Origin of the sequence: Klebsiella sp. HC6 (assembly GCF_022605325.1) — a bacterium.
GTDB classification, from domain to species: domain Bacteria; phylum Pseudomonadota; class Gammaproteobacteria; order Enterobacterales; family Enterobacteriaceae; genus Klebsiella; species Klebsiella terrigena.
Genome location: NZ_CP093276.1, coordinates 2,267,606 through 2,293,480 on the forward strand (window position 1 = coordinate 2,267,606; position 25,875 = coordinate 2,293,480).

The window sequence follows — 25,875 nt, forward strand, 5'->3', positions numbered from 1 at the left end:
ATAAATTTTTAGGAGCCTTTATGAATTCGACAATGTTACGGGTAACAAATCGCATTATCGAACGGTCGCGCGATACCCGTGCTGCCTACCTCGCACGGATTAACCAGGCCAAAACGGATACCGTCCATCGCGCCCAGCTGGCGTGCGGTAATCTGGCCCACGGTTTTGCGGCCTGTCAGTCGGATGATAAAGCCTCGCTGAAGAGCATGCTGCGTAACAATATTGCCATCATCACCTCCTATAACGACATGCTGTCCGCGCATCAGCCCTACGAGTCCTATCCCAATATCATCCGCAAGGCGCTGCATTCGGTGAACGCGGTTGGTCAGGTTGCCGGCGGCGTGCCGGCGATGTGCGACGGGGTCACCCAGGGGCAGGACGGGATGGAGCTCTCGCTGCTGAGCCGCGAAGTAATTGCTATGTCTGCGGCCATCGGCCTGTCGCACAATATGTTCGACGGCGCGCTGTATCTTGGCGTCTGCGATAAAATCGTCCCCGGCCTGACGATGGCCGCGCTCTCCTTTGGCCATCTGCCGTCCGTATTCATTCCGTCTGGCCCGATGGCCAGCGGTCTGGCGAATAAAGAGAAGGTGCGTATTCGCCAGCTGTACGCTGAAGGTAAGGTCGATCGAATGGCGCTGCTGGAGTCGGAAGCCGCCTCTTACCACGCGCCGGGCACCTGTACGTTCTACGGCACGGCTAACACCAACCAGATGGTGGTGGAGTTTATGGGCATGCAGCTCCCGGGCTCTTCGTTCGTGCATCCGGATGCTGAACTGCGCGAAGCGCTGACCGTCGCCGCCGCGCGTCAGGTCACCCGCCTGACCGGCAACGGCAACGAGTGGATGCCGCTGGGCAAAATGTTCGACGAGAAAGTGGTGGTTAACGGCATCGTGGCGCTGCTGGCGACCGGCGGCTCAACCAACCATACGATGCACCTGGTAGCCATGGCGCGCGCCGCGGGCATCATCATCAACTGGGATGACTTCTCCGAACTGTCGGACGTGGTGCCGCTGCTGGCGCGCCTCTATCCGAACGGTCCGGCGGATATCAACCACTTCCAGGCAGCAGGCGGCGTGCCGGTGCTGATCCGCGAACTGCTGAAAGGCGGGCTGCTGCACGAAGATGTCAACACCGTAGCCGGCTTTGGGCTGTCGCATTACACCATGGAGCCATGGCTGAACAACGGCGAACTGGACTGGCGTGAAGGGGCAAGCGCGCCGCTCGACGATCAGGTTATCGCAACCTTCGACAAGCCGTTTTCTCGCCACGGCGGCACCAAAGTCCTGAGCGGCAACCTCGGCCGTGCGGTGATGAAAACCTCGGCGGTGCCGGTGGAAAACCAGGTTATCGAAGCGCCGGCGGTTATTTTTGAGAGCCAGCACGACGTGCTGCCCGCTTTTGAAGCCGGGATGCTGGACAAAGATTGCGTGGTGGTGGTTCGCCATCAGGGGCCAAAAGCGAACGGCATGCCAGAATTACATAAACTTATGCCGCCACTTGGTGTATTATTGGACCGCCGTTTCAAAATAGCGCTAGTCACCGATGGGCGACTCTCTGGCGCATCAGGCAAAGTTCCGTCAGCCATCCACGTCACGCCTGAAGCCTACGACGGCGGGCTGCTGGCGAAGGTCCGCGATGGCGATATCGTTCGCGTCAACGGCCAGACCGGCGAGCTGACGCTGCTGGTGGACGATGCCGAACTGGCCGCGCGGCAGCCGCATATTCCTGACCTGAGCGGTTCGCGAGTCGGGACCGGTCGTGAAATGTTCTCTGCGCTGCGTGAGAAACTCTCCGGAGCCGAACAGGGCGCAACCTGCATCACTTTTTAAGACCATACAATTTGTAGATCTGGCGAGAGAGAAACTCTGATGAAAAACTGGAAAACAACTGCAGAAGCAATCCTCACCTCCGGCCCGGTTGTCCCGGTGATCGTGGTGAAAAAGCTGGAACACGCCGTGCCGATGGCAAAAGCGCTGGTTGCAGGCGGCGTACGCGTACTGGAAGTGACCCTGCGCACCGAATGCGCGCTGGATGCCATCCGCGCTATCGCTAAAGAAGTCCCGGACGCGATTGTCGGCGCCGGTACCGTAACTAACGCGGCTCAGCTGAAAGAAGTGACCGAGGCGGGAGCACAGTTTGCTATCAGCCCGGGCCTGACCGATTCTCTGCTCAAGGCGGCGACTGAAGAAGGGACGATTCCGCTGATCCCGGGCATCAGCACCGTATCCGAGCTGATGCTGGGCATGCAGTACGGCCTGAAAGAGTTTAAATTCTTCCCGGCTGAAGCCAACGGCGGCGTGAAGGCGCTGCAGGCAATTGGCGGTCCGTTCGCCCACATTCGTTTCTGCCCGACCGGCGGGATCTCTCCGGCTAACTACCGCGACTACCTGGCGCTGAACAGCGTTCTGTGTATCGGCGGTTCATGGCTGGTACCGGCGGATGCGCTGGAAGCAGGCGATTACGACCGTATCACCACTCTGGCTCGTGAAGCGGTAGAAGGCGCGAAGTAATTTCCGCGCCTCAGTTCTGACCCGGTAAGCGGCAACGCTACCGGGTTTTTTTATCCCTCAACCACCACCGCTGACGCCGCAGCTTTGGCCCGCGCCACCGCCTCATCGACGCTCTCCGCTACCGCCAGCGTGACGCCCAGACGACGGGAACCGTCAATTTCTGGCTTACCGAACAGGCGCACCTGCAGGCCCGCGCCGACCGCGGCCTGAAGGTTGCCGAAGGTGACGTTTTGACTGGTGAGCTGCGGCAGAATCACCGCCGAAGCCGCCGGGCCATACTGGCGAATCGCCCCCACCGGCAGGCCGAGGAAGGCGCGGACGTGCAGGGCGAACTCCGACAGATCCTGCGAAATGAGCGTAACCATTCCGGTATCGTGCGGACGCGGCGAGACTTCGCTAAAAATCACCTCATCGCCGCACACGAACAGCTCGACGCCGAACAGGCCGTAACCGCCGAGCGCCAGCACCACGTTGCGGGCAATTTCCTGCGCGCGGGCCAGCGCCAGCTCGCTCATCTGCTGAGGTTGCCAGGATTCGCGATAGTCGCCATCTTCCTGACGGTGGCCGACCGGGGCGCAGAAGTGCACGCCGTCGACCGCGCTGACGGTGAGCAGGGTGATTTCAAAATCGAAGTTCACCACGCCTTCGACAATAACGCGACCGGCGCCGGCGCGGCCGCCCTGCTGGGCATAAAGCCACGCGTCGGCCAGCTGTTCGCGGCGGCGGATAAAGCTTTGTCCTTTGCCAGAGGAGCTCATCACCGGCTTGACGATACACGGCAGGCCAATTTCGCTTACCGCGTCGCGAAAGGCGGCTTCACTGTCGGCAAAACGATAGGCCGAGGTTGGAAGCTGCAGCTCTTCAGCGGCCAGGCGGCGAATGCCTTCGCGGTTCATGGTCAGCTTTGCGGCGCGCGCGGTGGGAACGACTTTTTGCCCGCACTGCTCCAGTTCAACCAGGGTATCGGTGGCGATGGCTTCAATTTCCGGCACGATAAAGTCGGGTTTTTCTTGTTCAATTAAGGCGCGCAGGGCATCGCCGTGCAGCATGTTGACGACATGCGAACGGTGCGCGACCTGCATGGCCGGCGCGTCAGGGTAGCGATCGACGGCGATGGTCTCAATGCCCAGACGTTGACACTCGATGGCGACTTCCTTACCCAGCTCGCCGGAACCTAACAGCATAACTCGCGTCGCCGCAGGGCGCAGCGCTGTGCCTAATACAGTCATGACTCTCTTCCGCAGTAAAAAAACATGCGCCGTAGTATAAACGAAAACGTTTGCGTCTGTCTTTATGCGCGTGAGTTGAGTCCTGGCCCTAAATTTGCTATACTGTATATAAACACAGTATAAAAAAGGGGCTGCACAATGGCGGTTGAAATCAAATATGTGGTGATTCGCGAAGGTGAGGAAAAAATGTCTTTTACCAGCAAAAAAGAGGCCGATGCTTACGACAAAATGCTCGATCTTGCCGAGGTCCTTAACGACTGGCTGGTAGACTGCCCGCTGACGCTTGATGAAGCCCAGCGTGATGAGATGGCGATGTGGCTGGCGGAGCGCAAAGACACCTTACATCACATTATGAAGTCCGGAAAACTCCCCGAAGCGGAAGAGCACGCCGCCGGGCAGGGGGATGACGAAGAGCAGGCGTCGTCTGACGCCAGCGATGACGCCATCAGCGCCGGAGCGGACGACGGCGCGGATGATGGCGCGGCGGAAAAAGCGGCGCCCAAACCGCGCAAGGCGAAAGCGGCCTGAGCCACCCGGAATTTGCGCATCTTTAGCCATGGATAACATTTCCTGACATCGCGTCGTTTAGGCTGATGTCATCGCCTATTGTGCAACGAGGAAATCATGGCTAACTGGCTTAACCAACTTCAGTCTCTGCTGGGTCAGCAGGGTCAATCTTCTTCATCTGACGATCGCTCTGGCGGTAAAAATCTGCTGCTGCCCGGCGCGCTGGGCGGCCTGGCGGGACTGCTGGTCGCCAGTAAGTCGTCGCGTAAGCTGCTGGCGAAATACGGCACCAGCGCGCTGCTGGTTGGCGGCGGCGCGGTGGCAGGAAGTGTGCTGTGGAACAAGTATCAGCAGAAGATGCGCGCCGCTTCGCCGCAGCCGGAGCCGGCCGGGCAGGTTCCGGCGTCACCTGAGCCTGATGCCCGCAGCGAGCGGCTGATCCAGGCGCTGGTTTTTGCGGCCAAAAGCGACGGCCATATTGATGAAAATGAACGGGCGAGCATCGAAGAGCAGCTGCGTGCGGCCAATATCGACGTACAGGGACGGGTGCTTATCGATCGCGCGCTAACCCAGCCCCTCGATCCGCAGCGGCTGGCGCAGGGCATCAGCAGCGAGCAGGACGCGCTCGAGGTCTACTATCTGAGCTGTGCGGTGATTGATATTGACCACTTTATGGAGCGCAGCTACCTCAACGCCCTGGGCGAAGCGCTGAAGATCCCTGCGGAGGTGCGCGCTGAGATCGAACAGGATATTCAGGCACAAAAGCAGGCTCTTTCCTCTTAAATCATCACGTTCCGCTTGCATCGCCGGCGACTTTTGCCACCCTTTATATACAAGTCATCTCTTAGCCTGACGTCGCGCAGGCCGGGGATGACCCTCTCTCCGGCACTATCTCACCCGCGGCCGGGCGTCACAGCGCCGTGGCCGTTTTCAACCCCCCGGACAGAGCGATTGATGCCGGGAAGATTTCTTGTCTTGCCGTCCGGACGCGCGTCGATTAACGTTGTGCGCATAAATTAAGCCGAAGAAGAACAAAGAGATGCTACCAAAAGCGAAACGGATCCCCCACGCTATGGCCTTACATGGCGATACGCGTATTGATAACTACTTCTGGCTACGTGATGACGACCGCGCGCAGCCGGCGGTTCTGGAGTATCTGCGCGAGGAGAATGCCTACGGCAAAGCGGTGATGGAGACCCAGCGCAGCCTGCAGGACCGGGTGCTGAAGGAGATCATCGATCGCATCCCCCAGCGCGAAGTCTCCGCGCCTTATAGTAAAAATGGCTATCGCTATCGTCAGGTCTATGAGCCGGGCTGCGAATACGCCATTTACCAGCGCCAGTCGGTGCTGAAAGAGGAGTGGGACCCGTGGGAGCTGCTGCTCGATAGCAACCAGCGCGCGGCGAAAAGCGAGTTCTACACCCTCGGTGGGCTGGGGATCTCTCCGGACAACGGTCTGATGGCGCTGGCGGAGGATTACCTCTCCCGGCGGCAGTACAGCCTGCGTTTGTGCAACCTCGCCGACGGCAGCTGGTATCCCGAAGTGCTGGAGAACGTCTCCCCGGAATTCGCCTGGAGCAACGATTCACGCACCCTGTGGTATGTCCGTAAACACCCCACCACGCTGCTGCCGTATCAGGTCTGGCGACATACCGTCGGCACCCCGACGGACGCGGACGTGCTGGTGTACGAAGAGCAGGATGAAACCTTTTACGTCAGCGTGCACAAGACCACCTCGCAGCAGTTCGTGGTTATCTATCTTGCCAGCGCGACCACCAGCGAAGTGCGGCTGCTGAATGCTGAAATGCCCGACGCCGAGCCGGTGTGCTTTCTGCCGCGGCGCAAAGATCATGAATACAGCCTCGATCACTATCAGCACGCGTTCTACCTGCGCTCAAATCGTGAAGGCAAAAACTTCGGTCTCTACATTACGCATCAGCGCGACGAGCAGCAGTGGCAGGCCCTGATCCCGCCGCGCGATGACGTGATGCTGGAAGGTTTTACGCTGTTTACCGACTGGCTGGTGGTGGAGGAGCGCCAGCACGGGCTTACCAGCCTGCGGCAGATCAACCGTAAGACCCGGGAAGCGGTGGGGATTGCCTTTGATGACCCGGCCTACGTCACCTGGCTTGCCTATAATCCGGAGCCGGAAACCGCGCGCTTACGCTACGGTTACTCCTCGATGACCACGCCGGATACGCTATTTGAGCTCGATATGGATACCGGTGAACGGCGGGTGCTTAAGCAGCAGGAGGTTAAAGGTTTCGATGCCAGCCATTACCGCAGCGAGCATCTGTGGATCCGGGCCCGCGACGGCGTTGAGGTGCCGGTCTCGCTGGTCTACCGACACGAATATTTCCGCCGCGGCGCCAGCCCGCTGCTGGTCTACGCCTACGGTTCCTACGGCGCCAGCGAGGATGCGGATTTCAGCGCCAGCCGCCTGAGCCTGCTCGACCGCGGCTTCGTTTTCGCCATCGCCCACGTGCGCGGCGGCGGCGAGCTGGGGCAGCAATGGTATGAAGACGGCAAGTTTCTTTGCAAGAACAACACCTTCAACGATTACCTCGACGTCTGCGATGCGCTGCTCAAGCAGGGCTACGGCGATCCGCAGCTGTGCTACGGCATGGGCGGCAGCGCCGGTGGGATGCTAATGGGCGTGGCCATCAACCAGCGCCCGGAGCTGTTTCATGGCGTGGTGGCGCAGGTACCCTTTGTTGACGTGCTCACCACCATGCTCGACGAGTCCATTCCGCTAACGACCGGGGAGTTTGAAGAATGGGGCAACCCGCAGGATGAGACCTATTATCGCTATATGAAGGGCTACAGCCCCTACGATAACGTTACGGCTCAGGCCTATCCGCATATGCTGGTGACCACCGGGCTACACGACTCCCAGGTGCAGTACTGGGAGCCGGCAAAATGGGTCGCGAAGCTGCGTGCGCTGAAGACGAACGATAATCTGCTGCTGCTGTGTACCGATATGGACTCAGGGCACGGCGGGAAATCGGGGCGTTTTAAAAGCTATGAGGGCGTGGCTCTCGAGTACGCGTTTCTGATAGGCCTGGCGCAGGGCACGCTGCCAGGCCAGGCCGACGTCTAGGGGGGCGCTTAGTCCCCGAGATAGTGCTTGAGAGTTAAGCGCAGCTCGGGGCTCATCCGATCCAGATTGTTGAACAGCCAGCGAAGATAGCCCGGATCGTTTTCCGCCACTTCCGCCACCGGCTTGCCGCGATACTTGCCAAAGGTAAAGGTGGTCAACAGCGCCGGACGGCCGGTAATGGTCGCCATATCGTCAGGCGACCAGCCGGAGACGTTGATAATATCAAGCAGCAGCGCGGCGGTGATATAGCAGTCATAGAGCGCGCGGTGGTGATGCAGGCCGGCGGGCGTGGCGACGTTCAGCTTGCGCGACTTATAGAGCCCCATGTTGCTATATTTAATCCCCGGCCACAGGCGGCGCGCCAGCTTCATGGTGCAAATCCAGTCGCCGTGCATCTCCGGCAACACCCGCCGGTCAAAGCTGGCGTTGTGGGCGACGTACCACGGGCTGCCCAAATAGTGCGGGACAATCTCTTCAATCCACGGCTGGTCGGCGACCATCTCTTCGGTGATGTGATGAATGGCCATCGCCTGCGGGCTGATAGGGCGATCGGGGCGGACCAAATGGCTCATCGGATTGGTTATCTGGCCATCGACAATATCGACAGAGGCGATCTCTACGATGCCGCCCTGCAGTCCGCAGGTTTCTGTATCGATTACGCGTAGCATAGCGCGCTCCTGGTCAAAGGGGTCAGCGTAATAGAATGTGCCGGTCTTGCCAACCCGGGTCTCCACGGGAGGGCTGAATTATTTTGTTTTGGGTTCATAGGGCAGGCGCGAGAGTGAAACGGATGCCAGTCGATGGGCGATCAGGCGTTCGCGGAACCAGTCCCGAAGATGAGCAGGCTGCTCTCTTTCGACCAAATCGGCGACCACCGGCATATTATAACGTTCTTTAAAGGCGACGCTGGCCGCCGCAAGATCGACGTTGACCTTGTCCATCTCGTCCTGCGAGATTTTTGCCAGATTATTTTCCATTGGGTTTCTCCTGGATGATGCCGAAAGCTTGCCGAGCGTGACCTAAGACTGATACGCATGGCTCGACTACGCCATTATACAGGGTTATTCTCTGTGCTACATACATAACGAAAAGGAATGACGATTATGCGTATTCTCACCGCAGGCGCGCTGCGCGCTGCCGCTCTTCTCGCCGGTTTGCTGGCCAGCGCCGGAGCTTTGGCCCACGCGCACCTGCAGCAGCAAACTCCCGCCGCGGACTCGACGGTGAACGCCTCGCCGCAGGCGCTGACGCTGAGCTTTTCCGAGGGCATCGAAACCCGCTTCAGCGGCGTGACGCTTAGCGGCCCTCAGCAAAACGCGGTGGCGACCGGCAAGCTGGCGCTTAGCAATGATAATAAAGCGCAGCTGGTGGTCCCGCTGGCGCAGCCCTTAACGCCGGGTGACTATACCGTTGACTGGCACGTGGTCTCCGTCGACGGTCATAAGACCAAAGGGCAGTACCACTTTACCGTTAAATAAACGATGCTCGCGTCACTCTATATCACCCTACGGTTTGTACACTTCGGCTCGCTGATGGTGGCCTTCGGCTGCGTGCTGTACGGCGCGTGGTGGGCGCCATCGACGCTGCGTCGCCTGCTGATGCAGCGATTTTATCCGCTGCTGCGCCATCTGCTGTTGATTAGCGCGCTTTCAGCGCTGCTGATGCTAATGGTGCAGGGCGGCCTGATGGGCGAGGGCTGGCCCGATGTCTGGCAGCCCGCTATCTGGCAGGCCGTCGCCGGCACGCGATTTGGCAGCGTCTGGGTATGGCAAATTCTGCTGGCCTGGGTGACGCTTATCGTCGTCTGGCTTAAGCCGCACCATTCGGCGCGACTGCTGCTGGTGCTGCTTTGCGGCCAGCTGCTTTTACTGGCGGGCGTGGGCCATGCGGCGATGAGCGAAGGCGGGCTGGGGGCGCTGCAGCGCGCCAATCATGCCGTGCATCTGTTCTGCGTCGCCGGCTGGTTTGGCGGGTTGCTGCCGTTTATCTACTGCCTGCGTCTGCTGCAGGGGCGCTGGCGGCAGGCGGCAATTAGCGCCATGATGCGCTTTTCGCGCTACGGGCATCTGGCGGTGGCTGGCACCATTGCCAGCGGCATGGTGAATACGCTGCTGATCCAGGGCGGATTTTTCAGCGCTTCGCCGTGGGGCAGAATGCTGTTGATCAAATGTGCTCTGGTCGCGGGGATGGTGGCAATCGCGCTGGTGAATCGGTATGTTCTGGTACCTCGAATGTCGCTGAACGACGCGCGGGCAGAGCGGCTCATTTTGCGTACCACGCAGGTGGAGATGGCGCTGGGGGCGCTGGCGCTGCTGGCCGTCAGCCTGTTTGCTACCTGGGAACCTTATTGAATTAACTGGTTAAATCATGAAAAAAATTGTTCTGACACTGATGTTACTGGCAAGCTCCGGCGCCGCGTTTGCGGCCCCGCAGGTTATTACCGTTAGCCGCTTTGAAGTCGGTAAGGAGAGCTGGGCGTTTAACCGTGAAGAGGTGATGCTGACCTGTCGCCCGGGAAATGCGCTGTTCGCCATCAACCCCAGCACGCTGGTGCAGTATCCGTTAAATGATATTGCTATCGAGCAGGTTAAGGCCGGTAAAACCAGCGGTCAGCCGATTTCTGTGATCCAGGTCGATGATCCCCAGCATCCGGGGCAAAAAATGAGCCTGGCGCCCTTTATCGAGCGAGCGCAAAAACTGTGCTGATTTTTGGAACTATCTGACTGTATTAAAATGAAAAAACCGCCGTATTCCTGCGACAGGAACGGCGGTTTTTTTATGCGTTTCCGCGATTTTACCGGGAATTATTGGCCCACTTTTGTTGCGGACTGGAAAACCTGACGCGGTAAACTATTCTTATAAGGCAAGGCGACTTAGCCTGCATTAATGCCAACTTTTAGCGCACGGCTCTCTCCCAAGAGCCATTTCCCTGGACCGAATACAGGAATCGTGTTCGGTCTCTTTTTATCTGTATCTTTCAAGCAATTATCCAGGAAGGCCCGAGACGATCCCTCATTTCCCGACGCGACCTTTTCCCCTTATACCACAACAAAAAACGCATTCACATTTCCTTTACAGAAAAACAGCGTGCTGGATAGGCTTTCCACCTCTTGCGTTAGAGGAGATGGCGATCGCGCGTTTTGTGAAAAAGGCTCCCATTCGCCCATGTTCTGGCGACATTCATCGCTCAATAGCGGAGGCGGGTGGGCATAAATTTTTGTAAGATAAATGGAGTAAGGTGCTGTCAACGCGACCAGAGGCTTATTTTTACTTACTTTTATGCCGCGAAAAATGAGGGTGTGAGAAAAAAACGCGCATATAGCGTGTGTAAATAAAGAGGGGTTATTCCGGAGCGACTAAAGAGGGATATAGCCGCGTTTCCAGATAACTGACGAGGGACCAGATTTCGCCGCTGAAAATAAACCACAGGGAAGCCGTCAAAATAATCAGGACGATAGCCAACAGCACTGCTTCTGCTTTACTCATAACTTCAATGGCTACCTGAACGGAAACGAAGAAGTTATGATAGTAACGAAACCGCAGGATAAGATGCAAACGCCGTTGCGAAAACGGCGTTTATTTATTGGCAAGCTACGCCTGCCGGGAGCCGGCGGTGAGGGCGATAACCTCGGCATTCAGATCGTCGAGCAGCTGGAAGCGGCGGCGATACTCAGCCCGTTTTTTGCTGGCAATCTCGTCCAAAGACTTGCGCTCAAGGCGCAGCGGTAAACGCCAGCGCCACGCGCCGTCGGCCTCGCCCTCAATAGACTTCCAGAACTCGTCATAGCTGGCGTGGAAGTGGCGTCCTTTACTTAAGCGATAGCGCAATGCTCTGAAAACGTGGCCGTTATCGCTCACGCCATAAATTGCCTGGATATTGCTTTGCGCCGCCAGCGCCCAGATAAACTCCAGCAGCAGGCGCTTAGGAAACAGGCCGTAGCAGGCGCGGGTAGCCTGTTTGATCACCTCGTGCGGGACGTTGCGCCGCGGCCCCTGCAGCCCGCCGATGGTCAGCTGCCACTGCTCCTGGTCGCGCACCACGCTAAACGTCGCGCTGGCCAGCAGCGTCTGGTTCCCGTCGCGCAGCCAAAGCGTGGTTTCGCCTTCGCGCTCGGCTTTCCCGGCAGAGGAGGCCGACAGCGTAAACCGGGCGTCATCTTTGCCCCGCAGCTCCAGCAGCGGCATCTCCTGCACCGCGGTCATGGCGGCACCCAGCCGGCCGGCGGGTAAGGTATCGATATACTGATAGTGGCTGACGATCGCCGCGGCGCGCTGGCCGGCGTTGAGCCCGCGCCTCAGGTACTGACGATGAACTTTTCCCGGCAGCGTCACCTGAGCGGCGAGCAGCTGGCTGAAGTTGGGCCGCGCCGCGAGATTATCCAGCATGGTCCGGGTTGGCGTATAAAATAATGCGGTTCGCAGCAGGAACTTAAGCCGGTAATTACGCTTTTGCCAGATTGGCGCGGGAATAAGTCTGCCCATCACCAGATCGGTAATTAGATTTGTGTGTGGCTGTAGTACGTAGGCTGAATGCAGGCTATTGTCCGTCACGATGAATACCTCGGCGTTATTTAGCTTCTATTTTAATGAGAGTCAGGCGCGAGATTAATGCCCTGGCGGACTATATTTCCGTTTCGTTTAAATTTTATTGAAGTGTGTTTCAGGGAGGAGAACAGGAGAAATAGTTCGCTATAATTGTGGCAGGAGGATCAATATGTATCAGCATCTTGATGGTTCAGTCTGGCGTAATATTTGGCTCGTCGGAGACCTGCACGGCTGCCTTGCGCTGCTGGCGGCAAAGCTGCGGCTGCTCAGGTTTGACCCGTACCAGGATCTGCTTATCTCCGTGGGAGATCTGATCGATCGCGGGCCGCAAAGCGCGGCAACGCTGGGCCTCCTTGATCGTCGCTGGTTTCGCGCGGTGCGGGGCAACCACGAGCAGATGGCGCTGGAGGCGCAGGAGAGCGGGAAGATGGCGCTGTGGATGCTCAACGGCGGGCGCTGGTATCAGGAGAGTTCGTCGCAGGCGCGGCGGCAGATGGCGCCGCTCTTTGCCCGCTGTCGTCGGCTGCCGTTGATTATTGAGCTCCGCGCCGGCTCGCAGACCCACGTTATTGCCCACGCGGACTATCCGGCGGCGTGCTATCGCTGGCAGCAGCCGGTGGATGCTACCCAGGTCCTGTGGAACCGTCAGCGCCTGACGGACCATCTGGCCGGGCGACACGGGGCGATTGGCGGTGCCGATCATTTCTGGTTTGGCCATACGCCGCTCAGGCAGCGCTACGACGGCGATAACCAGCACTATATTGATACCGGAGCCGTCTTTGGCGGCGAGCTGACCCTCGTGCAGCTGCAGCAGGCAGGCTAGAAATCGCTGTATTCGCTGGCGGGGCGCCAGAAGCCGTCGATAAAGTCTTCTACCGGAAAGCAGCCGCCCTGGCGGATCCGCTGATCGTCCATCGCGACCACGCAGCGTCGTTCGTCGTCGTAAACATCCACGACAATATCCTCGCAGCCGCCGTCCAGGTAACAAATGAACAAAACTAAGGCAAACATCCTGGCCACATGTTCAGGTTAACATGCTAATAAGTATAGGGGAGTTTAGCGAGTGCGGGGGGTAAATAACCCGTCTCAGGCGACGGGTTCTTTTTGAGTCAGGCTACGCGCATGACCCAGGCGTCAGATTGTTGATCGTAGTGCTTACGGTAGAGAACGGAATGTCGGCCATCGAGAATGGCCGGAACGCTGGTGTCAGCATCCCAACCGTCGAGCTGCATACACAAATCCGGATCGGATTTGCAGGGAATGCTTAACGTTCGCTCCCCCTGCTGTTCAGCGTGCAGTTCGGCGTCGTCTATCTCAAACGCGCCGATGCGTATGTTTGTTTTACTCATAAATTCACCCCGTTTGTCTGCTGAATTGTGGTACGACCAGTTAGGGCCGCCATTTTTCAGCGTAGACAATGGGGCGCAAATAGCCAGTGAAAAAGTGCTGTTTTTTTGCGCTCAATCACACCTTGCCGGCAAATAGCTTCCCGTCACGCACCAGTTCGCGGGGATAGCTGTTCTTCAGGCGTGAACCCACTTTTTTCGCCAGACCAAGGGTTGCGCCCTGGTAAGTGACGATCGCTTCGTCCTGCTGCGGCGGGGTTTGCGGGTAAATATCGCGGCCGCGATACCACTCTTCGGCCTCACTCTCCGTCAGCGCAAAAGGCGTCCCGGATGCGGCAAGGGCGATGACCGCCTCGTGCTGCCAGCGGAAGCCCTTGTTGTGCGTTTCCGCCAGCCGGATGCCAATTCGTGAAAAGCGGATCCTGCCAATAAACGCTTCCATGGCCTGCGGGAACAGCCAAATTTCCTTATCGCGCTGCCAGAGGGTATGGCTCTCATCCCAGCGCAGACCCACGGCCGCCGCGGCGTCCGACACGGCGGCGCTTTCCCGGCGCTTCATCGGGATAAACGGAAACTTACCCACCTTGTAGCCCGGCGCCGGCAGCGGTTCAACGGCGGCGGTTTTACGCAGACGGGCAACGAAGAAGCCCTCGCAGTCATAAATCTGCGGGAAGACGTGAAGAAAGCCCTCCGCCGTCAGGGCCTCGCTGGCCTGGGGGAAGAGCGAGCCGAGAGGCAGCGTCTCCACCGCCTGCGGATAGCGCGCCAGCAGCCACTGCACCACGTCCTCATTTTCTTCGCGGTTCAGGGTGCAGGTTGAGTACACCAGCGTGCCGCCCGGTTGCAGGGCGTGAAAGGCGCTATCGATAAGCTCACGCTGGGTTGCCGCGATCTGCTGGTTGCTTTCCGGGGACCAGTTTTTCAAGGCCTCGGGATCCTTGCGCACCACGCCTTCACCGGAGCAGGGGGCGTCGAGCAGGATCGCATCGAAGCTCTCCGGCAGCGCGGCGCCAAATACCCGGCCATCGAAATGCGTTAGCGCAACGTTGCTTATTCCGCAGCGGCTGATATTGGCATGCAGGACCTTGACCCGGCTGGCGGAATATTCGTTGGCGAGGATCCCGCCTTTATTCCCCATCCTGGCGGCGATTTGCGTGGTTTTTGACCCCGGCGCGGCGGCGACATCCATCACCCGCTGCGGCATATCGCCATCGGCAAACAGGGCGGCCACCGGCAGCATTGAGCTGGCTTCCTGAATATAGAAGAGTCCGCTGAGATGCTCGGCGGTGCTGCCTAACGGCAGGGACTCCTCGTCCTCGCGCTCTATCCAAAATCCCTCTGCGCACCACGGCACCGGCGTAAGCTGCCAGCCGTAGGGGGCGACCAGCTGCAGAAAGTCGGCTACGCTGGTTTTCAGCGTGTTAACGCGGATGCTGCGGCGTAGCGGACGTTGGCAGGCGGCAATAAAATCATCGAAAGAGAGATGTGTCGGCATTGCCGCACGCATTTGAGCGAGGAATTTGTCAGGAAAAAAGACAGCGTTTTGAGCCACTGGAGCGCACCACAAGAAAAAAGGGTGCGCAGTTTACCATAAACGCTCCGGCATCGGACACCGGAGCGTTCAGCCAGCGCGGAGCTCAGGCGCCGGGGCGGCGGCTGAGCTCCAACAACCTGCGGGCTAGCGCGGCAGGGCGGTGCCCCATTCGCGCCACTCTTTCGGTTCGCTCTCCAGCAGCAGGAAGTGTTTATCATCCTGCGCTTTTGGCGCCAGCGGCGTGCCCGGCGGGGTGGCAAAGGAGATGCCGCCGCGAATGAACTGATTGAAGGTCCCGGTTTTCACCACTCCGCCAATCAGGCCAAAGTCGAGGTTGTAGCCGGAAGAGAGCCAGAACACCGAGTTGTTACGCACCAGATACTGGTAACGCTTGCTGATACGCAGTTTGACCATCACGCGGTCCGACAGCGATCCCAGCGTCAGCCCGGTGACCGTCCCCACCTCGAGGCCGCGGAACAGCACCGGCGTGCCGATATCCAGCGAACCGGCTTCCGGAACCTCAACCACGATGCTCAGGCCGTCGATATAGCGAGAGTCGCTAATGGTCGTTTCCTGGATTTCGAAGTCGCGGCGCGGCGTGCCCCGACCTGGCTCAACGTTGATATACGGCTGGAAGATGGTATCCAGGTGCTCAACGCCCGCCGCGGAAATTTGCGGGGTGATCACCGAGAATCGGGTGCCTCCGCGGGCGAAGGTATCCACGTACTCCGGGTAGAGCACGGCTTTCGCCTGCACTTCGTTTTTGGCGGTGATCAGGTTCAGCGATTGGATCTGGCCGATGTTAATCCCCAGGTAGCGGATAGGCATGCCGGAGGAGAGTTTTCCCGCATCGAAGGCGTGCAGGGTTATCTGCCCGCCCACCGCGCGGGCGGCGGTCTCTGAAGCGTACAGAATACGTTTATTACCGCTGCGTGCCCGGGCGCTGGTGCCGCTCAGATCGTCAAAGCTGATCGCCCCTTTAAGGGCGCGAGCCAGCGGCGAGGCCTGCACGGTCAGGCCGTTGCCGTCGAGCTGGACCTTCGCGCCGCCTTCCGCCCAGAACACACTATTGCCGGTGAGCAGATGACGATATTCTGGCTGAATGTGCAGATCGATATCAAACGCGTCGCTGCGCGGCCTGACGGAGGTCACCTCGCCAACGGCAAACTTGCGGTAGAGCACCACCGAGCCTTCCTGCACATCCGGCAGCGTTTCCGCCGTGAGGCTCAGGGTGGTGGTCGGGACGTCGCTCAGGCTATTCTCCTGCGCTTTTTCCATATTGGCATACAGCGGATAGCTGGACTGAATCGCCCCTTTGGCGCCTGGAATAATGCGGATACCGCCGTCAACCCATTCGCTGGCGCTGGCGCCAAGCACCTTAATGCCGTCGAGGCCAACCTTAACGTCGAGGCGGCTGTTAACCACAAATTTGCTGTCTCCGTGCACCAGATCGCGATATTCCGGCGTAATGGCCACCTGGAAGGTGACGCCTTTCGCCGTCAGCCTGCGCTCCAGCACCTGGCCGATTTTCACGCCGTGCAGCACCAGCGGCTGTCCGGCGTCAATGCCGAAGCTCTCCGCTGCCGTCAGCGTGATGGCGGCGACGTTGGGCTCCTCCAGCAGCGATTTATCCGCCGGCAGCACCACGAAGTGGCTGCGCGCCTCTCCCTCTCCCGGAACCAGCTCAAAGGTATTGCCGGTCAGCAGGGCGCTGAGGCTTGGGTTATCCAGCGAAATTTTCGGCTTTTTCATCTGAATAAGCGTCTTATCGCGCAGCAGGGTTACGACGCTGGGATCGACGGTCATCTCGCCGGTGACTTTACTCCCCGGCTGGAGGTTGAGCTTAGTCAGCTGTCCGACCTCGAGGCCCTGGTACATCAGCGGCGTAGAGCCGGCTTTCAGCCCCGCGCCGTCGGGTAAATCGAGCGTCACCAGTACGCCGCGCTGGCTGTGGGCCAAATCTTCGTACAGCCCGTACTCATCGTTTTGCTGAGCGACTTTGGAATCGTCGGGGGAATCGAAGGCAATCGCCCCGTTAACCAGGGCCGAAAGGCTTTCCAGCTCCACTTTAGCGCCGCTAATTCCGACGTCGGCCTTGACGCCGGAAACGTTCCAGAAGCGGGTGCCTTTTTTGACCAGATTGGTAAAGCGGCGCTCGATCAGCACGTCAATGGTGACGCCCTGGTTGTTATCGTTGAGCGCATAGTCGTAAACCCGGCCAACGGGAATTTTGCGGAAATAGACCAGCGACCCGCTGGTCAGCGAGCCGAGATCCGCGGCGTGGAGATGAATCATCAGCTCGCCGTTGTTGATACGGTATTTCGGCTGGGTATCGAGGGCGACAAAGTGGTCCTCAGGTTCGCCCCGACCCGGCATCATGCCGATATAGTTCCCGCCGACCAGCGCATCAAGGCCGGAAACGCCCGCCAGGGAAGCTTTCGGCGTGACCAGCCAGAACTGCGTGTCCTTGCGCAGGGCGTCTTTCATATCGCTTTTGACGCTGGCCGATACCTCTATCTTGCTCAGGTCTTTACTCAGCGAGATATTCTGCACCGTGCCCACTTCTACCCCCTGATAGCGGATAGGCGTGCGTCCGGGGACAATCCCGTTAGCCGACTGAAAGTCGATAGTGATCGTCGTCCCGCGATCGCTATAGCTGGTCCAGATCAGCCAGATGGCGATCATCAGCGCGATGACCGGCAGCAGCCAGAATGGCGAGATGCGACGTTTGGTTTTAATTTTGGCTTCAGTCGGCGAAGCGGGCGTTTCCTGACTCATGTGCGTCCCAAAGTAAGCGGCTGTCCAGCCATTCAACAGCAAGGATAGTTAATATTACCGCGGCGCCGAAATATACCGCAGCAGGCCCCATCGTAAAAGCGAGGAGTTGATCGCGGTTTATCAGCGACATGGTTAATGAGATAACGAAAAGATCGAGCATCGACCAGCGGCCAATCCAGGTAATCAGCCGCAGCAGCAGGATGCGGGTGCGCAGTCCCTGTTCGCACCTGAATTGTATGCTGACCAGCAGCGTAAACAACACAATAACTTTGGTAAACGGCACCAGAATACTGGCGATAAACACCACGCCGGCAATGGCGACGTTGCTGTTGGCCAGCGACATAATCCCGGAGAGGATCGTATCGTCCTGGCGCGCGCCGTTAACGTAGATAATCGAGATCGGCAGCAGGTTGGCGGGGAGCAGGAACATCACCGAGGCAATCAGCGCCGCCCAGCTCTTCTGCAGGCTCTGCGGCCGACGGTGGCGTAGCGGCGTATGGCAGCGACGGCAGCGTCCGCGGGAGTCGCGGTGCCCGGTGTAGTGGCAGCCGGTGCACACCTGTAGATTCGGGTCCGGGCGCAGCGCCGGGCGTTCGGGATAGAATCGCTCCCACAGCTCTTCGACGTTCATGTGAATGAGCGTGAGGATGCTGAGCAGCGTCAATGAGACAAAGGCGATAAGCCCGACGCCGGGCTGCAGGAACGCATAATCCTGGACCTTGATCGAGGCCACGCCGATGCCCACCAGGTAGATATCGAGCATCACCCACTCTTTAAGCCGCTCCAGCATCAGCAGCACCGGGCGCAGGTTCATCCCCAGCACGTTGCCTAGCCAAAGATAGGCGATGGAGATAACCAGCAGGGCCGGCGCGCCAATGGCACAAAATAGCACCATCGCCGCCGTCAGCGGATCCCCCTGGTCGGTCATTTGCCAGATGCCCTGTAATACGTTAGCGTCGATACGCACGCCGAGCAGGTGCAAACGCAGTAAAGGCTCCATCCAGGCGAAAGGCATCAGCAGCATCATGGCGATCGCCATACTGCCAAGGCGCGAAAGCGACCAGTCGCGGCCGTCGCGTATTTTGGCGCTGCAGCGTGGGCACCAGGCGCTCTGATTGCGCTTAAGCACCGGCAGGCGAAACAGAATGTCGCACTGCGGGCAGCGGTGATAGTGGGCCTGAGGCAGCGGCGAACCGACCGCATGTACGGTCATCTTTTTCGCTGGCGTGATCTGGGGTGTTTTTAGTGGCATTTATTACGTACGGCAATGAATGTATTTCACTATATTAACCCAGGAATGAATTCATCTTGAGCCTGAACGCATTTAATGCTTATTTTATTAGGCAGTCGGTGTACGAGAGTAAGACAACTAAGTGATTATATAATGAACAAAACAGAATTTTACGCGGATCTGAACCGTGATTTTCAGGCATTAATGGCAGGTGAAACCAGTTTTCTGGCCACGATCTCTAATACCAGCGCGCTGCTGTTTGAGCGGCTGACCGAGGTTAACTGGGCCGGGTTCTACCTACTCGAAGGCGATACGCTGGTGCTGGGGCCCTTCCAGGGCAAGCTGGCCTGCGTGCGAATTCCGGTTGGGCGGGGCGTTTGCGGTTCTGCCGTTTCGCAGAATCGCGTGCAGCGCGTGGAGGATGTTCACGCCTTTGACGGGCATATCGCATGTGATGCCGCCAGCAATTCGGAGATTGTCTTCCCGCTGCGGGTGAACGGTCAGATTATTGGCGTCCTGGATATCGACAGCACCGCGTACGCCCGCTTCACCGCTGAGGATGAACAAGGGCTTACGGAACTGGTAGCGCAGCTGGAAAAACTCATTTCTGCGACCGACTATCAAAAAATATTCACCCACGTCGCAGGATAATCAACGGATAACGTAGCATTTAGCGATGGCGTCATTATAATGGCGCCTGTTCATGCCTGCGGCTTGTTGGCTACGTCCGTTGTAATCAGGAAATTTCATGGAAAATCAACCTAAGTTGAATAGCAGTAAAGAAGTTATCGCATTTCTGGCCGAACGTTTCCCACAGTGCTTCAGCGCTGAAGGTGAAGCTCGCCCCCTGAAAGTCGGTATTTTTCAGGATCTCGTTGAGCGCGTTGGGGGTGAGATGAATCTCAGCAAAACCCAGCTTCGTGCCGCTTTACGTCTTTATACTTCGAGCTGGCGCTATCTGTACGGCGTTAAGCCTGGGGCGATTCGCGTCGACCTCGACGGCAACCCGTGCGGCGAACTGGAAGAGCAGCACGTTGCTCATGCCCGTCAGCAGCTCGAAGAAGCAAAAGCTCGCGTCCAGGCACAGCGTGCAGGCCAGCAGGCCAAAAAACGCGAAGCCGCAGCTGCCGCTGCAGGTCAGCAGGAAGACGGCACCCGTCGTGAGCGTAAGCCGCGTCCTCAGGTTCGCCGCAAAGAAGGCACCGAACAGCGTAAGCCGCGTCCTGCCGTTGCGAAAGCACCGCGCGAAGAGCGTCATACTCCTGTATCAGATCTGACCGTGCTGTCCGTCGGCCAGGCTCTGAAGGTGAAAGCAGGCAATAACGCAATGGACGCCACCGTTCTGGAAATCACCAAAGATGGCGTTCGTGTACAGCTGACTTCTGGTATGTCAATGATTGTACGCGCAGAACACCTGGTGTTCTGAAACGGAGGCCGGGCCAGGCATGAACACATTCTTTAAGCTCACCGCGCTTGCGGGCCTGCTAGCAATAGCAGGCCATGCGTTTGCCGCGGATGATATTACCCGAGCCGATCAAATCCCCGTGCTGAAAGAAGAGCCGCAGCACGCGACGGTGAGTGAGCGCGTAACCTCGCGCTTTACTCGTTCGCACTATCGACAGTTCGATCTCGATAACGCCTTCTCGGCAAAAATTTTTGACCGCTATCTGAACCTGCTGGATTACAGCCACAACGTGCTGCTGGCCAGCGACGTTGCCCAGTTTGCCGCCAGGAAAAATCAAATCGGCGACGAGCTGCGCAGCGGAAAACTGGACGTTTTTTACGACCTGTATAACCTGGGACAGAAGCGGCGTTTCGAACGCTACCAGTACGCATTGAAGGTGCTGGAGCGTCCGATGGACTTTACCGGCAACGATAACTTCAACCTTGACCGCAGCAAGTCGCCCTGGCCGAAAGACGAGGCCGAGCTGAACGCGCTGTGGGATGCCAAGGTGAAGTTTGACCAGCTGAGCCTGAAGCTTGCGGGTAAAGACGACAAAGAGATCCGCGAAACGCTGACCCGCCGCTATAAGTTTGCTATTCGCCGTCTGGCGCAAACCAATAGTGAAGATGTGTTCTCGCTGGTTATGACCTCCTTTGCCCGCGAAATCGACCCGCATACCAACTACCTGTCGCCGCGCAATACCGAGCAGTTCAATACCGAAATGAGCCTTTCGTTAGAAGGGATCGGCGCGGTGCTGCAGATGGACGACGACTATACGGTGATTAATTCGCTGGTGGCCGGCGGCCCGGCGGCGAAGAGCAAGTCAATTAGCGTTGGCGACCGTATCGTCGGCGTTGGCCAGGCCGGCAAGGGCATGGTTGACGTGATCGGCTGGCGTCTTGACGACGTGGTGGCGCTGATTAAAGGGCCGAAGGGCAGTAAGGTTCGTCTTGAAGTGCTGCCTGCGGGCAAGGGCGCGAAAACGCGCATCGTCACGCTAACCCGCGAGCGAATTCGTCTCGAAGATCGCGCGGTTAAAATGTCGGTGAAAACCGTTGGTAAAGAAAAAATCGGCGTGCTGGATATCCCCGGTTTCTACGTTGGCCTGACGGATGACGTCAAGGTTCAGCTGCAGAAGCTGGAAAAACAGAACGTCAGCAGTATCGTTATCGACCTGCGCAGCAACGGCGGCGGGGCGCTGACCGAGGCGGTATCGCTTTCCGGCCTGTTTATCCCGTCTGGCCCGGTAGTGCAGGTTCGTGATAACAACGGTAAAGTGCGTGAAGACAGCGATACCGACGGCGTCGTGTACTACAAAGGCCCGCTGGTTGTACTGGTTGACCGCTTCAGCGCTTCGGCTTCTGAAATCTTCGCCGCGGCGATGCAGGACTACGGGCGCGGACTGATCGTCGGTGAGCCAACCTTCGGTAAAGGCACCGTGCAGCAGTACCGCTCCCTGAACCGTATTTACGATCAGATGCTGCGTCCTGACTGGCCGGCGCTGGGTTCCGTGCAGTACACCATCCAGAAGTTCTACCGCATAAACGGCGGCAGTACTCAGCGTAAGGGCGTAACGCCGGACATCATGATGCCAACCGGCACCGAAGATCGCGAGACCGGCGAGCAGTATGAAGATAACGCCCTGCCGTGGGATAGCGTGAATGCAGCGACCTACGTCAAGTCCGGCGACTTAACGCCGTTCGGCCCCGGTTTGCTGAAGCTGCATGATGAGCGGATTGCCAAAGATCCGGAATTCCAGTACATCATGAAGGACATTGCTCGCTATAACGCGATGAAAGACAAGCGCAATATCGTTTCTCTGAACTACGCCCAGCGTGAGAAAGAGAACGAAGAGGATGATGCGACTCGTCTGGCCCGCATTAACGATCGCCTGAAACGTGAAGGCAAACCGCAGCTTAAGAAGCTGGACGATCTGCCGAAGGATTACCAGGAGCCGGATCCGTATCTTGATGAAACGGTCCATATCGCGCTCGACCTGGCCCATCTGGAGAAAGACCAGCCGGCGGTGGAGCCACCGGTTAGCAAATAAGCACCCGACGGGCACACATGTTGTGCCCGTTTTTTTATCCGATCCTGCCGTCAAAAACCTCGATTCCCCCGCGCGCGATGTCAATATATTATGCAGATGTCAGCGATATGCTACAAAATGTAAAGTTGTGTCTTTCTCGTGACTTAGCGGGGGAGGATGGTTGAAAATTAACGTTGTACCCCTACGATATGGGGAATCGCATAGTGCGTTTTGTTAAATCGAGGTTAGAAGAAAATTATGATGCGAATCGCGCTCTTCCTGTTGACCAACCTGGCCGTTATGGCGGTGTTCGGGCTGGTGCTAAGCCTGACGGGAATACAGTCAAGCAGCATGACCGGGCTACTGATCATGGCGCTGCTTTTTGGTTTTGGTGGTTCGATCGTTTCGCTGCTGATGTCGAAATGGATGGCGCTAAAATCGGTGGGTGGGGAAGTCATTGAGCAGCCGCGTAACGAAACCGAACGCTGGCTGATGAATACCGTCGCGCAGCAGGCGCAGCAGGCGGGCATCGGCATGCCGCAGGTTGCTATCTACCATGCGCCGGATATTAACGCCTTTGCTACCGGCGCACGCCGTGACGCTTCGCTGGTAGCCGTCAGCACCGGGCTGCTGCAAAACATGAGCCGTGACGAGGCGGAAGCCGTTATTGCCCATGAAATCAGCCACATTGCCAACGGCGATATGGTGACCATGACCCTGATTCAGGGGGTGGTGAACACCTTCGTTATCTTTATCTCGCGCGTTATCGCGCAAATCGCCGCAGGATTCCTTAGCGGCAACCGCGACGAAGGCGAGAGCAGCAACGGCAACCCGCTGGTTTACTTTGCCGTCGCTACCGTTCTGGAACTGGTGTTTGGGATTCTGGCCAGCATCATCACCATGTGGTTCTCGCGCTACCGTGAGTTCCATGCGGACGCGGGCTCTGCCCGTCTGGTCGGTCGCGAGAAAATGATCGCCGCCCTGCAGCGTTTGAAAACCAGCTACGAGCCGCAGGAAGCCAGCAGCATGATGGCGCTATGCATCAACGGCAAAGCGAAATCGATGAGCGAGCTGTTTATGACGCACCCGCCGCTGGATAAACGTATCGAAGCTCTGCGCAGCGGGGAATATCTGAAGTAACATTCTTCTTTAGAGCGCAGAAACAAAAACCGCAGCCTTAATCGGGCTGCGGTTTTTTTTGTGCCGTAATCGGGCGGGCTATTGTCCGGGGCGCGGCTGGGTGACGCGCAGGCCGCTAACGGTGGCCGCAACCACCGCCAGTCCTCCGGCCAGCAGCAGCGCGGTATGGGTGCCGCCGTTACCCTGCAGATTGAACAGCAGCGCGACCAGCGCCGCGCCGGTGCTTTGTCCCAGCAGTCGGGCGGTGCCGAGCATTCCGCTGGCCCCTCCGCTGCGGTGGCTCGGGGCCGATGAGACGATAGTGTGGTTATTCGGCGACTGGAACAGGCCGAAGCCCGCGCCGCAGAGCGCCATGCGCCAGATTATATCGAGGTCGGACGGCGATGAGGGCAGCAGCGCCAGGCCAAACAGACCGCAGGCCATGACCGCCAGACCGACCGCTCCCAGCAGCCCCGCGTGAATTTTCTCAATCAGATAACCCGCCAGCGGCGCCATCACCATGGTCGCGAGCGGCCAGGGCGTCAGCAGAAGTCCCGTCTCGACCTCGCTGCGTCCAATCGTCGCCTGCAGGAAGAAGGGCAGCGAAACCAGCGCCAGCATCTGGGCGCAGAAGGAGCAGATTGAGGTGCAGATGGAGAGCGAGAACAGCGGAATACGCAGCAGATCAACCGGCAGCAGCGGCACCGGCATCCGCAGCTGGTGGCGAATGAAGAAGAACCCGATAACCAGCATAGCGGCCAATTCAGCGAGCACCAGCCGGCCGGACTGCCCCTGCGCAAAGCCGCCGAGCGCGACGATCAGCAGGCCAAACGTCAGCGCATTCATGATAGCGCTGGGGAGATCGAAGCGGGTGATCCTGCTGCGGCCGCTGTTGGCCGGCAGGTAGCGCACGGCGAGCGTCAGCGAAATAATCCCCAGCGGAATGTTGATTAAAAACAGCCACTGCCAGGAGGCGACGGAGAGGATAGCGGCGGCAATCGTCGGGCCGGCCGCGGATGAGACGGCGACCACAAACGAGTTGATCCCCATTCCCCGTCCGAGGAAGCGCTTCGGGAAGATAAGACGAATGAGCGCGGTATTCACGCTCATCAGCGCGGCGCCGCCGAGGCCCTGGGCTACGCGGGCGAGAGTCAGCATCTCCAGCGAGTGGGAGAGGGCGCAGGCCAGTGAGGTAAAGGTAAACACCAGTAACCCGATTTTATAGATGCGTCGATAGCCGAACATATCACCCAGAAAGGAGAGCGGCAGGAGCGCAATGACGATGGCGATTTGGTAAGCGTTGACTATCCAGATTGAGGCGGCGGGCGAAGCGTTAAGGTCGGTGGCGATGGTCGGCAGGGCCACGTTGGCAATGGCGCCGTCGAGTACCGCCATCGCGATGCCTAAAACAATGGTCAGAATGGCGCCGTAACGCTGCGGCAGGGGTAGACCATCGGAAACGTTTTTATCCATGTTAAGCTTATGTCTTTATCGTAACTATTCTCTGGATAATGATTTTAGCATTGATTATTCGGCTGTATGTCGCAGATTTGTAACGAATGGGCAGAAGAACGATTGCGGGCATCGGGTTGCGAATTTATAATAAAAACCGGTTCTAATTTTTATAAAACAGTAGCGATGAGGTGATAAATGGCAGTTGCAGATTTGGATAAACAGCCAGATTCTGTCTCTTCAGTATTGAAGGTTTTTGGCATCCTGCAGGCGCTTGGCGAAGAGCGTGAAATTGGTATTACCGAACTATCTCAGCGCGTTATGATGTCAAAAAGCACCGTTTATCGCTTTTTGCAGACCATGAAGTCGCTGGGCTACGTTGCCCAGGAAGGGGAGTCTGAGAAATACTCCCTGACGCTGAAGCTGTTCGAGCTGGGCGCGCGCGCGCTGCAGAATGTCGATCTGGTGCGCAGTGCGGATATTCAGATGCGCGAGCTGTCGCGCCTGACGAAAGAGACTATTCATCTGGGCGCGCTGGACGAAGACAGTATCGTCTACATCCATAAAATCGATTCGATGTACAACCTGCGCATGTATTCGCGCATCGGCCGCCGCAACCCGCTGTACAGTACCGCCATCGGCAAAGTGCTGCTGGCGTGGCGCGACCGCGCCGAGGTAGAGCAGATCCTCGAAGACGTCGAGTATAAGCGCAGCACCGACCGGACGATTACCAGCACCGAAGAGCTGCTGGGGGTTCTGGACAGCGTTCGTCAGCAGGGCTACGGCGAAGACAACGAAGAGCAGGAAGAGGGGCTACGCTGCATTGGCGTACCGGTCTTCGACCGCTTTGGCGTAGTGATTGCCGGGTTGAGTATCTCTTTCCCGACGCTGCGCTTCTCGGAGGAGCGTCTGCATGAATACGTTGCAATGCTGCACACCGCGGCGCGTAAAATTTCTGAGCAGATGGGCTATAACGACTATCCGTTCTGACAGCGGCGGGCGCTAGCTGCGGCGGCTACAGCGAGAAGAGGCTTCCTGCTGTAGCCCG

24 protein-coding genes and 1 pseudogene are annotated in these 25,875 nt (G+C 58.3%); 14 read left to right on the forward strand and 11 right to left on the reverse strand.

Translation table 11 applies throughout. The features are described from left to right. Positions 1–20 precede the first annotated feature (20 nt). Together edd and MMW58_RS11070 are read left to right on the forward strand one after the other, a co-directional pair. Positions 21–1,832 (forward strand): phosphogluconate dehydratase, encoded by a 1,812-nt coding sequence (edd, locus tag MMW58_RS11065; RefSeq protein WP_241723359.1) that lies wholly within the window; start codon positions 21–23, stop codon positions 1,830–1,832. Between the two features lie 39 nt (positions 1,833–1,871). After that, positions 1,872–2,513 (forward strand): bifunctional 4-hydroxy-2-oxoglutarate aldolase/2-dehydro-3-deoxy-phosphogluconate aldolase, encoded by a 642-nt coding sequence (locus tag MMW58_RS11070; protein ID WP_041146225.1) that lies wholly within the window; start codon positions 1,872–1,874, stop codon positions 2,511–2,513. 50 nt (positions 2,514–2,563) lie between these two features. Here MMW58_RS11070 and purT read toward each other — a convergent pair whose 3' ends face one another. Then, complete coding sequence (gene purT / locus MMW58_RS11075; RefSeq protein WP_241723360.1) at positions 2,564–3,742, reverse strand: formate-dependent phosphoribosylglycinamide formyltransferase; 1,179 nt, start codon at positions 3,740–3,742, stop codon at positions 2,564–2,566. Positions 3,743–3,880: 138 nt separating this feature from the next. Here purT and MMW58_RS30300 point away from each other — a divergent pair. The 3 genes and pseudogenes from MMW58_RS30300 to ptrB form a co-directional block, all read left to right on the forward strand. Then, positions 3,881–4,117 (forward strand): annotated as a pseudogene (locus MMW58_RS30300) (YebG family protein); the annotation flags it as partial. 249 nt (positions 4,118–4,366) lie between these two features. Further along, positions 4,367–5,032 carry a tellurite resistance TerB family protein gene (locus tag MMW58_RS11085; protein WP_045859203.1) on the forward strand — a complete coding sequence of 222 codons (666 nt, stop codon included), beginning with the start codon at positions 4,367–4,369 and terminating at the stop codon, positions 5,030–5,032. 256 nt (positions 5,033–5,288) lie between these two features. Further along, positions 5,289–7,349, forward strand: a complete 2,061-nt coding sequence (gene ptrB, locus MMW58_RS11090; RefSeq protein ID WP_241723362.1) for an oligopeptidase B — start codon at positions 5,289–5,291, stop codon at positions 7,347–7,349. Positions 7,350–7,357: 8 nt separating this feature from the next. On the opposite strand, the gene exoX is transcribed toward ptrB, so the two are convergent. Continuing rightward, positions 7,358–8,017 (reverse strand): exodeoxyribonuclease X, encoded by a 660-nt coding sequence (exoX, locus tag MMW58_RS11095; protein WP_041146220.1) that lies wholly within the window; start codon positions 8,015–8,017, stop codon positions 7,358–7,360. A 78-nt stretch (positions 8,018–8,095) separates the two neighbouring features. Further along, positions 8,096–8,326: a DNA polymerase III subunit theta gene (locus MMW58_RS11100; protein WP_133598511.1), complete on the reverse strand. Its 231-nt coding sequence runs from the start codon at positions 8,324–8,326 to the stop codon at positions 8,096–8,098. Positions 8,327–8,452: 126 nt separating this feature from the next. Between MMW58_RS11100 and yobA the strand changes: the two genes are divergently transcribed. Genes yobA through MMW58_RS11115 form a run of 3 tightly spaced genes read left to right on the forward strand, consistent with a single transcriptional unit; the run spans position 8,453 to position 10,055 of the window. After that, on the forward strand, positions 8,453–8,827 hold the full coding sequence (yobA, locus tag MMW58_RS11105; protein WP_133598509.1) for a CopC domain-containing protein YobA: 375 nt from the start codon (positions 8,453–8,455) through the stop codon (positions 8,825–8,827). 3 nt (positions 8,828–8,830) lie between these two features. Further along, the gene (gene copD / locus MMW58_RS11110; protein ID WP_159235711.1) at positions 8,831–9,700 is read left to right on the forward strand and encodes a copper homeostasis membrane protein CopD; all 870 of its coding nucleotides are present in this window, start codon (positions 8,831–8,833) and stop codon (positions 9,698–9,700) included. Positions 9,701–9,716: 16 nt separating this feature from the next. Further along, the gene (locus MMW58_RS11115; protein WP_241723363.1) at positions 9,717–10,055 is read left to right on the forward strand and encodes a YebY family protein; all 339 of its coding nucleotides are present in this window, start codon (positions 9,717–9,719) and stop codon (positions 10,053–10,055) included. Positions 10,056–10,691: 636 nt separating this feature from the next. Here the strand turns inward: MMW58_RS11115 and MMW58_RS11120 are convergent. After that, positions 10,692–10,835: an Ecr family regulatory small membrane protein gene (locus MMW58_RS11120; RefSeq protein WP_148070661.1), complete on the reverse strand. Its 144-nt coding sequence runs from the start codon at positions 10,833–10,835 to the stop codon at positions 10,692–10,694. Between the two features lie 105 nt (positions 10,836–10,940). Beyond that, positions 10,941–11,900, reverse strand: a complete 960-nt coding sequence (locus tag MMW58_RS11125; protein WP_241723364.1) for a VirK/YbjX family protein — start codon at positions 11,898–11,900, stop codon at positions 10,941–10,943. 163 nt (positions 11,901–12,063) lie between these two features. On the opposite strand from MMW58_RS11125, the gene pphA reads away from it, so the two are divergent. Beyond that, positions 12,064–12,717 (forward strand): protein-serine/threonine phosphatase, encoded by a 654-nt coding sequence (gene pphA, locus MMW58_RS11130; RefSeq protein WP_133598495.1) that lies wholly within the window; start codon positions 12,064–12,066, stop codon positions 12,715–12,717. Here pphA and MMW58_RS11135 read toward each other — a convergent pair. The 5 genes from MMW58_RS11135 to yebS form a co-directional block, all read right to left on the reverse strand. Next, entirely contained in the window at positions 12,714–12,905 is a 192-nt protein-coding gene (locus tag MMW58_RS11135) for a YdfD/YebW family protein (RefSeq protein ID WP_133598493.1), read from the reverse strand. The genes pphA and MMW58_RS11135 overlap by 4 nt on opposite strands. A gap of 98 nt (positions 12,906–13,003) precedes the next feature. After that, positions 13,004–13,243 (reverse strand): YebV family protein, encoded by a 240-nt coding sequence (locus MMW58_RS11140; protein WP_045859185.1) that lies wholly within the window; start codon positions 13,241–13,243, stop codon positions 13,004–13,006. Positions 13,244–13,358: 115 nt separating this feature from the next. Further along, a complete protein-coding gene (gene rsmF / locus MMW58_RS11145) occupies positions 13,359–14,792 on the reverse strand; it encodes a 16S rRNA (cytosine(1407)-C(5))-methyltransferase RsmF (protein WP_241723365.1) in 1,434 nt (477 codons plus the stop codon). A gap of 126 nt (positions 14,793–14,918) precedes the next feature. After that, complete coding sequence (locus MMW58_RS11150; RefSeq protein ID WP_133598489.1) at positions 14,919–17,552, reverse strand: PqiB family protein; 2,634 nt, start codon at positions 17,550–17,552, stop codon at positions 14,919–14,921. Next, positions 17,521–18,804, reverse strand: a complete 1,284-nt coding sequence (yebS, locus tag MMW58_RS11155; protein WP_133598487.1) for a membrane integrity lipid transport subunit YebS — start codon at positions 18,802–18,804, stop codon at positions 17,521–17,523. The genes MMW58_RS11150 and yebS overlap by 32 nt, the downstream gene beginning before the upstream one ends. A gap of 132 nt (positions 18,805–18,936) precedes the next feature. On the opposite strand from yebS, the gene MMW58_RS11160 reads away from it, so the two are divergent. From MMW58_RS11160 to htpX, 4 genes are all read left to right on the forward strand, one after another. Beyond that, positions 18,937–19,434 (forward strand): GAF domain-containing protein, encoded by a 498-nt coding sequence (locus MMW58_RS11160; RefSeq protein WP_133598485.1) that lies wholly within the window; start codon positions 18,937–18,939, stop codon positions 19,432–19,434. 97 nt (positions 19,435–19,531) lie between these two features. Further along, on the forward strand, positions 19,532–20,209 hold the full coding sequence (proQ, locus tag MMW58_RS11165; RefSeq protein WP_041146207.1) for an RNA chaperone ProQ: 678 nt from the start codon (positions 19,532–19,534) through the stop codon (positions 20,207–20,209). A gap of 19 nt (positions 20,210–20,228) precedes the next feature. Continuing rightward, on the forward strand, positions 20,229–22,277 hold the full coding sequence (gene prc / locus MMW58_RS11170; protein WP_133598483.1) for a carboxy terminal-processing peptidase: 2,049 nt from the start codon (positions 20,229–20,231) through the stop codon (positions 22,275–22,277). A gap of 237 nt (positions 22,278–22,514) precedes the next feature. After that, a complete protein-coding gene (htpX, locus tag MMW58_RS11175; RefSeq protein WP_041146205.1) occupies positions 22,515–23,396 on the forward strand; it encodes a protease HtpX in 882 nt (293 codons plus the stop codon). 78 nt (positions 23,397–23,474) lie between these two features. On the opposite strand, the gene MMW58_RS11180 is transcribed toward htpX, so the two are convergent. Further along, entirely contained in the window at positions 23,475–24,848 is a 1,374-nt protein-coding gene (locus MMW58_RS11180) for an MFS transporter (RefSeq protein WP_241723366.1), read from the reverse strand. A 177-nt stretch (positions 24,849–25,025) separates the two neighbouring features. Here MMW58_RS11180 and kdgR point away from each other — a divergent pair, with 177 nt between their 5' ends. Then, positions 25,026–25,817 (forward strand): DNA-binding transcriptional regulator KdgR, encoded by a 792-nt coding sequence (gene kdgR, locus MMW58_RS11185; RefSeq protein WP_045859170.1) that lies wholly within the window; start codon positions 25,026–25,028, stop codon positions 25,815–25,817. Positions 25,818–25,875 lie beyond the last annotated feature (58 nt).

Bases quoted from the DNA above. Each gene is read 5' to 3' on its own strand.
- edd (WP_241723359.1), top strand. From the start codon at position 21: ATGAATTCGACAATGTTACGGGTAACAAATCGCATTATCGAACGGTCG.
- MMW58_RS11070 (WP_041146225.1), top strand. From the start codon at position 1,872: ATGAAAAACTGGAAAACAACTGCAGAAGCAATCCTCACCTCCGGCCCG.
- purT (WP_241723360.1), bottom strand. From the start codon at position 3,742: ATGACTGTATTAGGCACAGCGCTGCGCCCTGCGGCGACGCGAGTTATG.
- MMW58_RS11085 (WP_045859203.1), top strand. From the start codon at position 4,367: ATGGCTAACTGGCTTAACCAACTTCAGTCTCTGCTGGGTCAGCAGGGT.
- ptrB (WP_241723362.1), top strand. From the start codon at position 5,289: ATGCTACCAAAAGCGAAACGGATCCCCCACGCTATGGCCTTACATGGC.
- exoX (WP_041146220.1), bottom strand. From the start codon at position 8,017: ATGCTACGCGTAATCGATACAGAAACCTGCGGACTGCAGGGCGGCATC.
- MMW58_RS11100 (WP_133598511.1), bottom strand. From the start codon at position 8,326: ATGGAAAATAATCTGGCAAAAATCTCGCAGGACGAGATGGACAAGGTC.
- yobA (WP_133598509.1), top strand. From the start codon at position 8,453: ATGCGTATTCTCACCGCAGGCGCGCTGCGCGCTGCCGCTCTTCTCGCC.
- copD (WP_159235711.1), top strand. From the start codon at position 8,831: ATGCTCGCGTCACTCTATATCACCCTACGGTTTGTACACTTCGGCTCG.
- MMW58_RS11115 (WP_241723363.1), top strand. From the start codon at position 9,717: ATGAAAAAAATTGTTCTGACACTGATGTTACTGGCAAGCTCCGGCGCC.
- MMW58_RS11120 (WP_148070661.1), bottom strand. From the start codon at position 10,835: ATGAGTAAAGCAGAAGCAGTGCTGTTGGCTATCGTCCTGATTATTTTG.
- pphA (WP_133598495.1), top strand. From the start codon at position 12,064: ATGTATCAGCATCTTGATGGTTCAGTCTGGCGTAATATTTGGCTCGTC.
- MMW58_RS11135 (WP_133598493.1), bottom strand. From the start codon at position 12,905: ATGTTTGCCTTAGTTTTGTTCATTTGTTACCTGGACGGCGGCTGCGAG.
- MMW58_RS11140 (WP_045859185.1), bottom strand. From the start codon at position 13,243: ATGAGTAAAACAAACATACGCATCGGCGCGTTTGAGATAGACGACGCC.
- MMW58_RS11150 (WP_133598489.1), bottom strand. From the start codon at position 17,552: ATGAGTCAGGAAACGCCCGCTTCGCCGACTGAAGCCAAAATTAAAACC.
- yebS (WP_133598487.1), bottom strand. From the start codon at position 18,804: ATGCCACTAAAAACACCCCAGATCACGCCAGCGAAAAAGATGACCGTA.
- MMW58_RS11160 (WP_133598485.1), top strand. From the start codon at position 18,937: ATGAACAAAACAGAATTTTACGCGGATCTGAACCGTGATTTTCAGGCA.
- proQ (WP_041146207.1), top strand. From the start codon at position 19,532: ATGGAAAATCAACCTAAGTTGAATAGCAGTAAAGAAGTTATCGCATTT.
- prc (WP_133598483.1), top strand. From the start codon at position 20,229: ATGAACACATTCTTTAAGCTCACCGCGCTTGCGGGCCTGCTAGCAATA.
- htpX (WP_041146205.1), top strand. From the start codon at position 22,515: ATGATGCGAATCGCGCTCTTCCTGTTGACCAACCTGGCCGTTATGGCG.
- MMW58_RS11180 (WP_241723366.1), bottom strand. From the start codon at position 24,848: ATGGATAAAAACGTTTCCGATGGTCTACCCCTGCCGCAGCGTTACGGC.
- kdgR (WP_045859170.1), top strand. From the start codon at position 25,026: ATGGCAGTTGCAGATTTGGATAAACAGCCAGATTCTGTCTCTTCAGTA.